At 45.6% G+C, this 12,651-nt stretch carries 9 protein-coding genes; 5 read left to right on the top strand and 4 right to left on the bottom strand.

What is annotated here, in order from left to right; all coding sequences use genetic code 11:
• The 3 genes from QUB08_RS14275 to QUB08_RS14265 all read right to left on the bottom strand — a co-directional run.
• On the bottom strand, positions 1 to 2,645 hold a 2,645-nt coding region (locus QUB08_RS14275; protein WP_333225306.1), incomplete at its 3' end, for a two-partner secretion domain-containing protein.
• A 942-nt stretch (positions 2,646 to 3,587) separates the two neighbouring features.
• Positions 3,588 to 5,342, bottom strand: coding sequence for a DUF3352 domain-containing protein (locus QUB08_RS14270; protein WP_333225305.1), 1,755 nt, complete (start codon positions 5,340 to 5,342; stop codon positions 3,588 to 3,590).
• Positions 5,343 to 5,699: 357 nt separating this feature from the next.
• The gene (locus tag QUB08_RS14265; RefSeq protein WP_333225304.1) at positions 5,700 to 6,791 is read right to left on the bottom strand and encodes a hypothetical protein; all 1,092 of its coding nucleotides are present in this window, start codon (positions 6,789 to 6,791) and stop codon (positions 5,700 to 5,702) included.
• 263 nt (positions 6,792 to 7,054) lie between these two features.
• Here QUB08_RS14265 and QUB08_RS14260 point away from each other — a divergent pair, with 263 nt between their 5' ends.
• From QUB08_RS14260 to QUB08_RS14250, 3 genes are all read left to right on the top strand, one after another.
• Positions 7,055 to 8,293 (top strand): LL-diaminopimelate aminotransferase, encoded by a 1,239-nt coding sequence (locus QUB08_RS14260; RefSeq protein WP_333225303.1) that lies wholly within the window; start codon positions 7,055 to 7,057, stop codon positions 8,291 to 8,293.
• A 305-nt stretch (positions 8,294 to 8,598) separates the two neighbouring features.
• The gene (locus tag QUB08_RS14255; protein ID WP_333225302.1) at positions 8,599 to 10,116 is read left to right on the top strand and encodes an AAA family ATPase; all 1,518 of its coding nucleotides are present in this window, start codon (positions 8,599 to 8,601) and stop codon (positions 10,114 to 10,116) included.
• A complete protein-coding gene (locus tag QUB08_RS14250; protein ID WP_333225301.1) occupies positions 10,106 to 11,047 on the top strand; it encodes a hypothetical protein in 942 nt (313 codons plus the stop codon). The genes QUB08_RS14255 and QUB08_RS14250 overlap by 11 nt, the downstream gene beginning before the upstream one ends.
• Positions 11,048 to 11,078: 31 nt before the next feature.
• Here QUB08_RS14250 and QUB08_RS14245 read toward each other — a convergent pair whose 3' ends face one another.
• A complete protein-coding gene (locus tag QUB08_RS14245; protein WP_190745066.1) occupies positions 11,079 to 11,321 on the bottom strand; it encodes a helix-turn-helix domain-containing protein in 243 nt (80 codons plus the stop codon).
• Positions 11,322 to 11,452: 131 nt separating this feature from the next.
• Here QUB08_RS14245 and QUB08_RS14240 point away from each other — a divergent pair, with 131 nt between their 5' ends.
• Together QUB08_RS14240 and QUB08_RS14235 are read left to right on the top strand one after the other, a co-directional pair.
• Positions 11,453 to 11,800: a hypothetical protein gene (locus tag QUB08_RS14240; RefSeq protein ID WP_333225300.1), complete on the top strand. Its 348-nt coding sequence runs from the start codon at positions 11,453 to 11,455 to the stop codon at positions 11,798 to 11,800.
• Positions 11,801 to 11,965: 165 nt separating this feature from the next.
• Positions 11,966 to 12,628, top strand: a complete 663-nt coding sequence (locus QUB08_RS14235; protein WP_333225299.1) for a Uma2 family endonuclease — start codon at positions 11,966 to 11,968, stop codon at positions 12,626 to 12,628.
• Positions 12,629 to 12,651 lie beyond the last annotated feature (23 nt).

Below are 12,651 nucleotides of genomic sequence, written 5' to 3'. Positions count from 1 at the left end.
ATCGGCAAAACATTGGGTACCGGCGCTGGAGTCGGCGCTGGTGCTGGTGCTGGTGCTGGCGTTGGTGCTGGAGTAGGCGCTGGTGCTGGTGCTGGAGTAGGCGCTGGTGCTGGTGCTGGAGTAGGCGCTGGTGCTGGAGTAGGCGCTGGTGCTGGTGCGGGCGCTGGTGCCGGTGCGGGTGCTGGAGTAGGCGCTGGTGCTGGTGCGGGCGCTGGTGCTGGAGTAGGCGCTGGTGCGGGTGCTGGTGCGGGTGCTGGCGCTGGCGCTGGTGCTGGCGCTGGTGCTGGTGCGGGTGCTGGTGCGGGTGCGGGTGCGGGTGCGGGTGCGGGCGCTGGTGCTGGTGCTGGTGCTGGTGCTGGTGCTGGCGTTAGTGTTTGTAAAGGTGCTGGTGCGGGTGCGGGTGCTGGAGTAGGCGCGGGTGTTGGTGCGGGTGCGGGTGCTGGAGTAGGCGCGGGTGTGGTTGTTGGCGCGGGTGCTGGAGTAGGCGCGGGTGTGGTTGTTGGCGCGGGAGTTGGTGCAGGTGCTGGTGTTGGCGCGGGTGCTGGTGCGGGTGCTGGTGTTGGCGCTGGTGCTGGTGTTGGCGCGGGAGTTGGTGCTGGTGCTGGTGCGGGTGCAGGTGTTGGTGCTGGTGCTGGTGCTGGTGTCGGTGCGGGCGCTGGCGCTGGTGCTGGTGCTGGTGTCGGTGCGGGCGCTGGCGCTGGTGCTGGTGCTGGTGTTGGTGCGGGTGCTGGTGCTGGTGTTGGTGCTGGTGCTGGTGCTGGTGTTGGTGCGGGTGCTGGTGTTGGTGCTGGTGCTGGTGTTGGTGCTGGTGTCGGTGCTGGTGTCGGTGCTGGTGTTGGTGCTGGTGCTGGTGCTGGTGTTGGTGCTGGTGCTGGTGCTGGTGTCGGTGCTGGTGTCGGTGCGGGCGCTGGTGTTGGTGCTGGTGCAGGTGTTGGTGCTGGCGCTGGTGCTGGTGCGGGTGTCGGCGATACTGAAGAAGCCGTAATGTTAATTTGGGTCGGCTGTACTATCTGAGGGTCGGGGCTGAAATAACTTCCCTGTGTAATCACATTTTCCTTCTTTGGACCCCCAGTGGCAATGCTGCCAGCAGTACCGTTGAGTTTGTTATAGTCGGGCCCGACGCTGAAAAGAGTGTTCGAGGCTTCCCCGCCGTGGCGAATGGTGATATCTCCACCATTAGCGCTACCAGTAGTGGATGCGGAAATGCTGCAAGCTTGCGACAAGCAGTTGCGATCGTTTGTGAAAGTGCCTGTCGCTCGGAAATTACGGCCGGCTGTAATGTCAATCTCTCCTCCGCCTGTTCTGCCTTCGGTGTTGATATGGGTTACTTCTATGTCGTTGCGGGCGTTGAGGGTGACTGCGCCACCTTGTTTTTCTTCGGAGTTGGCGTCTATGAATCCTGTTTGAATGGTGCTTGAGGGTGCTGCAATACTAACGTCTCCGGCGTTGCTGTTTTCGTCGAGTGATCCTGCGTTGATATTGCCTGTTTCTACTTTTCCTGTACGGCTGGTGACGGTGATGTTGCCGCCTGCAGTGGTTTCGGAGTGGGAGTCGAGATCTGCAGTGCTAATGTCGCCCCTAGCTTCTAGGGCGATCGGGCCGCCTTGGGAACTTGTCAGGTTTCCGCTGACTGCAATGGTGTTGGCTGCTTGAATGTCGATCGCCTGAGCGTTTGCATCTTTTAGTGCTACGTCCCCCGCAGCTACTGCTCGGTTAGAGGCCGTGAGTACCACTTCACCGCTGGCATTGACGCTGAGGCCTGTAGCGTTCGTTTCACCGATGCCTGTGAGCAGTTCGGGCAAGGATGCGATCGAGAATGTCGAAGCTGTGCTGGATGTTCCTGTACTGCTAGTCGCTGAGGGCGGCTCGATTTCCAAACTCAGCAAATTGCCTCGCTGGCGGATCTGCACTAAATTTGTCCCGGAGACTGATGCTACGGTAATTTGACCGTCTGGGGCCGAAACGCTGCCGGTGCTGACAACGGTGCCGCCGAGCAAGGTTAAGTTCTGCCCTGACTTGACTGCTAAGTCTGCCGTGCTGATAATTGCCCCTGCTCGATCGGCCCCAAAAGCAAAGGAATTGGGCGCGCCTGTCAGAGATGTGTAAGTGCTACTACCGACAGCGTTAAACGAGTTTGAACCAAATCCAATAGCGGTGGCGGTGGTTGCTGTGAAAGAAGCCGGCACGTTTAAGCTGGCACTGTTGCCAAATATGATGCCGGATGGATTCATCAGAAACAAGTTAGAATTACCGCCGGTTACTTGAATTAAGCCGTTAATAATCGAGGGGTTGCCGCCGCCTATGCCCGCTAAAATGTTGCGAATGTTGGGGTTTGATATAAAGTTGGCAATCTGATTTTCCGACAAGCCGAATTCTTTAAAGCTGTGGAATAGATTTTGTTGATCGCTCGATAATTTTCCGCCTTCAATATCGAAGCGAGTTGGCTGCCCAGGATTTCCGTTTTGGGCTGCGGGAGTGACGGTAGTGCCCGTTGCGTCCGCCGCTGGAACAATTGTTTGACCTTCGGCTTTTGCTTGCAAAAAGTAAAGGTTTATTAATATAATTGACAGAGAGACTGCCAGTTTGCTTATTCTTTTTTTGGACAGCAATTTAGCCTTTATTTGAATATTTTTGGCGGTTTCCATATGTTTTTAATTGGTAAAATATAGACAGAAAAATTAGGAAAATAAACCTAGTTTTTCTGAGGATTTGGGGTTAAAGACTGTATATTTATGAAGCTACCGGGTTTCGGACTGCAAGTGCGTTCCAGACTCACTTTCCCGACTCACTGAGGAAAATTTCCCTGTAAAATTTGCCTCTGCATTTGCAATTCCCCGAGCGTATCTTCTCCACAATCTAAATATAACTCGCAATGCCTAGAAGCTGTATCTTCCGGATGACATATAAAAAAAACTGGCTTTCCTAGACGCACTCCGACCCCTAGAAACCGTTTTTTTTACATTAGTGAGAGTTTGAAGGAAGTATGGCGGTTTAAAAATTTGCCTTATGCGGCCAGAACTGACGGGGGAAAATCCACGTAAAAAATCTTTCTTTTCCTTTTATAAACAACAAAAAAAGCCGGCTCTACAATTGCCGACCCTTAAAATTCTGACAAAAATAAGAAGTCCTGGACGCAACGGGTACACAAAGTGTAGGGTGCGTCAGAAACGGTCAATTGCTTCTTCATTCCTGGACGCAGAAACCCAGTTTTTTTACGAAAACACTTAGGATCGCGAATTAAATAACTTACAATTTTAATTGTTATTGTGGGATGGGCGTCCCGCCCGTCCCACTTTCAAGAGTGGAAGTTATTTAATTCTCATTCCTTAGTTGCAGTCCAAGGCTTAAAAAACTCGGTTTCTTTGGTAGTCCTGGACGCAGGGGTGCATAGAAACCGGGTTTGTTAACGAAAATAATTCGTTGCAGCCGACAGAAACGATAAAAAAACCCGGTTTCTTTAGTCCCTATGCGTAAGTCTTGTTCTTGCTTCTTGCTTGTTGCTTCTGGCGGCTGCCTTTCGGTTTTAATCTGTCGCCCCGTTGCTTTTTAAGGGGATGTGCAGGCGGATTTGTGGAAGGATTTAAGAGTTAATTGGGTGAAGTTTGGACAGTGGGCGAGGGACTGGGTGAAGCAGGGCGCGGTGAAGCAGGGCGCGGTGAAGGCTTTGCAGAAGGACTGGATTGGGTGGATTTTTTGAGACCGACAAAAGCGTCATAACGGGTGGTACGATCGCCAATGACGGCCGCTGTAACGCCGATCGACCGCGTGGCGTCTATCCACATTTTTTGGCTGGGAGGAAACTCCGGCAAAGCTAGGTTTTTCGGGTTAAACGCACTCTCGGTGTCAATGAAGAAATTGCCGTTGTGGGGTTTAAGTTCCGATCGTACTGTTTTCTGGAACAATTCGCTGCTTAAAAGCGGACTTTTCGGTGCCGGAACGATCGCATCAACCACGGGAGCTCCTACTGTCATAAACGCTACATTGTTCATCCAGCCGCGAGTTACCGTAATCCCTCCAAACGGCGATGTCCATTTAATCGCCGGTTTGCCGCCGACTTGAATTTCCTCCACTCTAAATCCTTTACTTTTCATCGTTTCATCAAGCTGTTTCAGGGATTTATTCGCTGCGCCCTGGTTGTTTGTTTCCACCATAAATACAAATCCGGCAGCAAATTTGTCTCTGGGATTCTGGGCGGGGGCTGGTATTAATGATAGAGAAAATTCTCCCGCCATCCAGTTCATTAAGTCTTTATCTACATCCAGGCCCGTAGTGGATTTTAAACCTGTTCGTAAAACTTGGGGATTAATCGGGGAAATCGGGTTGGCCTCGGCTCCCAATACGTAGTCTTGCCACAAACGCTGCAAGTTGCCACCGGATACCATCATTATTGTATTGTTTGGCAGGCGGTTAGCCATTTTTAGAGCATTGTTTTCTACTGCTATCCTTCTGGTAGAATCTGGTTTTAGCCAAGAGACTGATTTGAAGGCAATTCCTTCTACATCCAAGGTCGCTGTGGTGGCAAATCCTTGATTTTGTTGCAGTTTTTCGAGGCTTTCGGGCGAAATTTCGCGGGCTGAGTTGGCGGCGGAATAGGCGGCGGCAACGGGCATATTGACGTAGATTTGACCGAAGGCGCCCGGACTTTTTATTTTGTCTATGGCGTCTGCATAGCCAGGGGTTTTGGCTAGGGAAGGTTCGCCTTTGTAGGTGTCGATTATTCTGTCTGTAGCGCTAGGATCTGTGGTGACTGCTAGATACCTGGTTCCCAATACCGCGACGGAGAAATTGCGATCGGGTACGCCTTGAGTTTCTGTGACTTGCACCCCTTTATAATTACGCTCAACTATTTTTCCTTGGCTGAGAGGCCTGGGTTTTGTTAATAGTTCTTTGGCTTTGATCGGGTTGGCAATTGGCAAGATAATTGCCACTGACTGTTGAATTGGCGGAGATGGGGGCGTGTTGGGTGCCGGCGACGGGGCTGGTATAGCTATTTTGTTGCGGAGAAAGGCTACCATTGCTGTGTTACCCACCCAGGGTTGAATGTCTTGCTGGTAGGCGTAGCCGTTGCTTGTCAGAAGGCGATCGCGCATTTCGCTTAAAAACCTCTCAAACGAAGCTTTTGACTCTGGCGTGCCAAACTCTCGCAGTCTATTCCACTGCGATTCATCGGTGGTGATGGATAGGGCCATCATCGTATCTTGCGGGACAACCGTTGCCCCCGCCGGCAAATCTTTGGCAGGTCCACGGGAAATGACGAGGTAGTAGGTGACAAAGCCTAAACCGATCAGAAGTGTGGCGGCTCCGATCGTAAACAGCAGGGAAGATTTATCTTTCTTAAACATTATTCGTAAGGTTCGGGTGCTCGCAACATGATAGATTATTTTCTTGGCTCATGTAACAGATACATTAGCAGATACATATAACCGGGCCAATCTAGGAAACTCGAATTTAGACCTCCCGGCACAACCTGAAAAACAGTTTTTTTTGAATCAGACAGTAGGTTAATATTGATGGCGGTTGCACCGTCCGTGATTGTTGAATGTTGACTGTGAGCCGAAAAACAGAAAATTGTGCTTATATTTGGTGGCAGATTGAAGGAGACTTTACCAGAACGATGCTACCGGATTTGATATAAGTCCGTGGAACGAAACCCAACACAAAAAATGTAGCAAGACTTTTGTGAAATGGTATTAACTGAATCAGTTTCTAGCCTTAAAGTCTTTAAAGATAGTTTGAAACGAGTACATCAGTCGATGGACATCGTTTGTGGCTCCAGGAAAAATGTTGAGTTCCCATTTTTTGCGAGCGGTAGTTAGCAGTTTTGCTACGGGTTGGGAGTAACTGTTAGAAATGAAATAGCTGCCGCCTTCGTAGCGAATGTCTGACGCTAATCCGATAAAAGCACCAGCCATTTCTAGTTTAAGTTCTGAGGTGCAGTGCTGAGATTTTACTGCTAAAATTACTTGCGAGTGCCGGGGTTCGCGGTTGAGCAAGCGACAGATATTCGCTTCTTTTTGGTACAAAATTAAAACGTTGCAGTTGTGCAGAACTCCGGCTCTACCTTGGACTTTTACTCCTAGGTGAACTTCTAGGGCTGGTTTGTCGGGAAATTCCACAACAGCATGAGTGTATGGATGTGCACTTCCGTGGATTTTTCCCGCCGTTTTTCTAAATGTTAAATATTTGGGTGTTTCGTCGTCTAAAACATTGTTGTAATAAATAGTACCGCCTTCATTAGCAACTGCTTTTAGCAAGATGGTGAAGAGGTAAGTATCAAAAATTCTGGCTTGTTCTGCCGCTGTGTTAAACTCGGGATCGATTGAGCTTTTTAATTTGCTTTTAATTTCGGAATTGATGGCGTAGTTGCTCGGCCCGGAGGGCAGTTTTTCCAGCAAGTGCTTGAGGGCGATCGCCTGTTTGTGGCGGGGGGCTGTGACGCTGGAAGTAAACTCGATTGTTTTGGCAGATTCTGCACCTGAATTGGCAAATGTAATTTTTGTGCCGAGGGGAGAGGTTTCTGATTCTACTTTCAAGAAATAAGCAATTTCGTCTTCCATTTCGGAAGTGTTCACAGTCGCTTGCTCGACAGCATCAATTAACAGCAAAAGTTGTTCTTTTGCGGTATAATCTTCTATCTTGAGCAGAGGTGTTTTTCTTTTGAGCGATCGCTCTTCAATTACTTTGCCTATCTCTACAGTATCGGCTACTTGTTGAACTACCCAACCTAAATTAAACTCATTCAGAATTGCCGCCAGTTCTTGATAGAGTTTGGCGTACTCGATCTCGTCCATAATTGTTTCTGCGCTGCCTACTATTCTGATTATACAAGCAGATTTGATTTTTTGGTCAATGGCTTGTTAGTAACTACGCAGATTGCCTGTGATGGCGGAGTATCCGAGTGTTCGAGTGTTCGAGTGGGGAAAATCTTTGTCTTGGCTGAACATCTATCCGTTACATCCGTTAAATCCCGTACACTTATGCTTGCCGAACTTGCTGCTGCTTGAGAGAGACAATTGGGAGTAAGCTATTCTACGACATTTGTAGCGATCGAACTATGGCAACTATCAACGACAATTACCTCAAACTCAAAGCCGGCTACCTGTTTCCCGAAATTGGGCGCAGGGTGAAAGCCTTTGCAGAAGCGAATCCCGAAGCGCCCATCATCCGGCTGGGGATTGGCGACGTGACTGAACCACTACCCGAAGCTTGTCGCCAAGCGATGGTGGCGGCGGTGGAAGAAATGGGTTCGCGGGATACGTTTAAAGGATACGGTCCGGAACAAGGTTATGAGTGGCTGCGGGAGAAAATTGCCGAGCACGATTTTAAGTCGCGGGGATGCGATGTTGATGCTTCGGAAATCTTTATTTCTGATGGTTCTAAGTGCGATTGTGGCAATATTCTCGATATCTTTGGCAACAATAACACGATCGCAGTTACAGATCCAGTTTATCCGGTGTATGTAGACACTAACGTGATGGCAGGACACACGGGAGATGCGAACGAAAATGGCGAATACGGCGGCTTAGTTTACCTGCCAATTACAGCGGAAAACAATTTTACTGCGGCAATTCCCACTGACAAAAAAGTCGATTTAATTTACTTGTGTTTCCCGAATAACCCGACGGGGGCAACTGCAACGAAGGAACACTTGCAAGCTTGGGTAAATTATGCTAAAGCTAACGGTTCGATTATTTTCTTCGATGCGGCTTACGAAGCGTATATTACCGATCCGAGTTTACCGCATTCTATCTACGAAATTGAAGGGGCGCGGGATTGTGCGATCGAATTTCGTTCGTTTTCCAAAAATGCTGGTTTCACCGGTACTCGCTGTGCGCTAACAGTTGTACCGAAAACTTTGACTGGAAAAGCAGCAGATGGTTCCGATGTCGAAATTTGGAAGCTGTGGAACCGCCGCCAATCTACTAAGTTTAACGGAGTTTCTTACATCGTGCAGCGCGGTGCTGAGGCGGTTTATTCTGAGGCTGGCAAGGCACAAATTCAGGCATTAGTCAATTTTTACATGGAAAATGCTGCGATTATTCGCGAGAAATTGACAGCGGCGGGAATCGAGGTTTTTGGTGGCGAAAATGCACCTTATGTGTGGGTGAAAACGCCTCACGGTTTGTCGAGTTGGGATTTCTTTCAGAAGTTGCTGGAAACTTGCAATGTGGTGGGAACACCCGGTTCTGGTTTTGGTGCGGCGGGTGAGGGTTATTTCCGCATTTCGGCGTTTAATAGTCGGGAGAATGTGGAGGAGGCGATGAGACGGATTGTGGAGAAGTTTAAGGTTTAATCTCATCTCCTGCTTAAACCGAAAGGCAGCCAGCCCGCCAGGGAATGAATTCCCTGGCTAATAGCGAAAGTCCTCTTTCAGAGGACTAATGAGTTCTTCAGTCCTCTTCAGAGGACTTTCGCTTTGAGACAGGGGTTTCAACCCCTGGCGGACTGCCGGACTCAGCGAAAAAGCATTAATTTAATATGTTGTGGAACAGGCCGGAAAGCCTGTTCATAAAAATAGTAAAAGATGTGAGTTATAATCTAAAATGATTGTGGCTCAGGGTTTCAATAAAAAATGCAACCCAACACCAGGAGTTTATTATGCACTTGCTACGAGTTCAAGTTCCTGATTTTCGCGGTTTAAAGGACATTGACATCTCTTTTGAAAAGGATTTTGTTCCTAATATTTTTCCGCTGGGTAGTCAAAATGGTGGCGGTAAAAGTACGCTGTTGCAGTTAATTTTTGTATTGCTGCACTGTTCTGTAGATGACGATAAAAAACCATTTTTACAAAACTTGATTCAAGGATTTAAAGTGGCTGATGGAGAAGATAAAAAAAACTTAGCAATTATTGATATTTGGAATGGGGAAAAAATAGTTCAAATTATTTTTTTTGCTTGCAAAAATTCTTTTCTCAAAAAGTCCGCGTCTTTAAATGTTAAAATTAAAAATACAGAAGATATCACTTTTTATCCTGTAACACAATTTAAAGGAATGGAAAAGCAAATTGCCGATTTAGAAGCAGTAAATAAGAGCTTAACACTGAGTAGTCATCGATTAGATACAATCAAAAACATTGAAGACAATGAACAAAGGTTTGACACGGCTAAAAAAGAATTTATGTGGATTCAACAATTGGTATCAAATTCAAGAGTTTCAGCATTAATATCTGTTGTCAACTCCAAAAAAAATGTATCTATTAAAGAAATTGAAAGGTTTCAAGACGAAATAAAATACAGACTACAAGAAGTTGAAAATAATCAAAATAATTTGAAAAGTACCTATGGAAGCTGTGAGGAAGTTTGGGAAAAGATCATTGAACATTTAACAGAAAAAAATATGACATATATATGTAACTATTCAAGTGGAAAAAATTCAAATGATCAGCAAAATGAAGCTTTACTCTGTAATTTAAGTAATATAGATAGGAAAGAAACCAACGATTTTTTAAACAGACTTTCAGAGAAAATATTCTTAGCAGCTCCCTCCACACAAGTTTTTCTATTCCTAGATAGATCTGCTAGAGAACTATTATTTAAAAGTCATAGTCAGACAAATGAGCATTATTTCGATAAAATTAAAAAATCAAAATCTCAATTAAAAGGATTTTTTACTTATGACTTCCTGGATGTAGATTTACTCATTGAAGCCTTTAAAGCTGCTATAGATAAAGATATTAAAGAAGCTAGAGAAACACGTAAATATGGTAACAGCTATCAAACCTTAGTAAATGAATTAAGCTTTTTATTAAGCTGTAAAACAATAAATATTGACAAAGACCTTTCGGGAGTAAATTTAAAATTAGAGAAAAATGGTGAAACTATAGAACTATATCCCGAAGATTTAAGTCACGGCGAACTAAAAAGACTCAGCATTTATCTATGGCTCAAGTTCCGCAACATAGAAGATGCTATTGTTTTGATGGATGAAATTGAAATAGCTTTTCATCCAGATTGGCAATATCAAATTATATCAGACCTCAAAGAGTGGACTCCCAGCAATCAATATATTCTAGCAACTCACTCCTACGCATTGTGTGAAGCTTTGACACCAGCTCACGTTAAAGAAATCGAGCCAAAACTGCTCAAACAACAATCTAATATTACAAATGAGTCTTAATCCAGAACAGCTAAAACAACATTGTGAGGCAATTCTTCAATCTCGCAGAATTAACAACAGAATTGTGGTGCTATGCGAAGGCCCTATTCCCGATATCGAGGGTAGACGATCGCCTCAAGCTTATAAAAAAATGGAGGAAATGCCGGATGCCAACTTTTATAAGGCTTGCGTTCCGAGATGGTGGAGAGAAAAGCTGCCACAATTTTTCAACTGTGGCGATCGCGCAAGTGTAATAAATACTTATTTGAAGCTTTTAAAATTACACCAACAGGATATCGATAACTCGTATTTAGAGCCCGATCGACTTTTTGCCATGATAGATTTGGACTTGCACCTGCAAAAGATTGATGATTACCCTTTTCCCGATACAGAAGCAATTTTTTGCGATCTTTACGAAAAATCGGAGGTGCGATCGCAAAATGCAAAACGGCACCGGATATGGATTACAGGGTTAATTCATAAAGAAGCATATTTTCTTACACCTGAGTTTCAATCAATATTTGATGATTATCCTCATCCTCCGATGTATCAGGATAATCCTGTTGAACTGAATAGTATTTATATGGATATGGCTGATAAAATTAGTAGCGATCCAGACTTGAAGAATAACCTTAACATACAGAGAGCGCTCGCTCGCATAAATCATTGTTTAAATTGTGCGGACTTAAATGAATTACAAGATTCATGGAAAACAGAGTTTCAAAATACCTCCGATGAAAGGTGCAAGCATCAATTAATTATGGCTTTGCTCACAATTAAAAAAGCTAAGGATTATTGGGGAGAAATTAAGCCACCCGTTGACTGGAGCGGTAACGATAGCCAATTTAGAGACCAACTCTCGTTAAAAATTGGGGAATTTTATTCAAAGCAAAGTAGCGATGTTAAGTCTCATATTCCTTTTTTTTTCAAAAAATTGCATGACTTCGTTTAAAGAAAACACATCGATTATAATATTCCCTTTTCTATCCATCAGCATCGCTAGGAAAACCAAATTGGTCTGGTAATTCAGCAGAGGTAATTTGCAGAATCTCTAGCAACTTCTTGTATTGAACAGGCGTTAGCTTCGGTACCGAGCGCCCAGCTTCCCAGTTGCTTACCGTCGCTTCCGTAACGCCAAGTGCTTCTGCTAGCTGCTTTTGAGTCATAAACCGCTGAACTCTCAGTCGCATTAGGGGCGATCGATCGGCTCTTTCTGAGGTTTCCATAGGCTATTTGTTAAGTTATATTAATTTATTTGGGCTTTGCCTAAAATAATTGACATCTACCCTAAATTAATTTAGATTTAATCTAATAGAGATTAGACAGCACCAGCTAAGCCACTTGTGCTGTAGGGGAATTGCTGTCTTTTCTTCAACTTGTTATTGTACGCGGTTTTACCGTTACAAAGCATCAAACCTATCCAAAATTATTGGTCAAAGCTATGTTGCAAGATTCATCATCGAACCAAACATCGCCGAATGTTTTAACCAACCAAACCTTTGAGGGCGATCGCGAAGCAGTCCGTCACGTCATCATCGGTTCGCCGCTGGGGGTACGCCGAACTATCCACCAACTGCACGCCTTGCGCTACGCGGAAGCTGTTCGTTGGACTCATCCGATCGCCATTCCCGACAATCGCATCATTATTACACCCGAACAGGGAGAAATCATGAGTCTGTTAGTTAAGTTAATTCGGTTGGAATGAAGTCTAAATGTGCGATCGATGTTTCTAGAATTGAGTCAAAAGTGCGATCGCGAATCTCTTCTCGTTGCCCGTGCTAAACTCAACAGATATATCCAAAAACTCTTGTGGGGTAGGCATCCTGCCTGCCCTTGGCACAAACTTAACAACTAGCTCCCAATTCAGCTTATGATTGTTATCACCCCCGTGCTCAAACCTGTTAGCCAAATAACGCTTTCTCCCGGTAGTGTCGTAACTATTCCCAATATAAGTTGGCTGGAATTCGAGTCGATTTTGCAGGAATTAGGAGAAAAACGAAGAACCAGAATTGCCTACAGCAATAGTACCCTAGAAATCATGGTTCCCTTACTAGATCGGGAAATTCCGAAAGATTTAATTTCCGATATTGTAAAAAAAATACTCAAGTCAGCGGGCAGAAGATATGAACCCTTTGGTTCTACTACTTTCAAACGGGAAGGTGCAGCAGGAGTTGAACCTGATGCTTGCTTTTATATTCTAAATTATCAGCGGATGATTAATCGCCGCCGACTTTTACCGGACGATCCGCCGCCCGATTTGGCTATTGAGACGGGTGTTACTTCTAAAACTACGATTGATGCCTATAAAATTATTGGAGTTCCCGAAGTATGGGTTTATGACAGCGGCAGACTTCTCATTTATTTGCTGCAAGATGGAGAGTATGTAGAATCGGATATTAGTCCGAATTTTCCCGAAATCGCGATCGCACAACTTATCCCCACTGCGGTAGAACGTGCTTTACAGGTTGGAAATTTGCAAGCGCTAGAAGAATTTGAAAGTGCGATCCTCTCCGAGGGCTTCGCTAACGGCTAAACTCCTAGGATGCGTTACGCCCT

The organism is Microcoleus sp. BR0-C5 (genome assembly GCF_036705045.1).
Classification (GTDB): domain Bacteria; phylum Cyanobacteriota; class Cyanobacteriia; order Cyanobacteriales; family Microcoleaceae; genus Microcoleus.
This window is presented reverse-complemented; position numbering and strand designations above follow the sequence as displayed.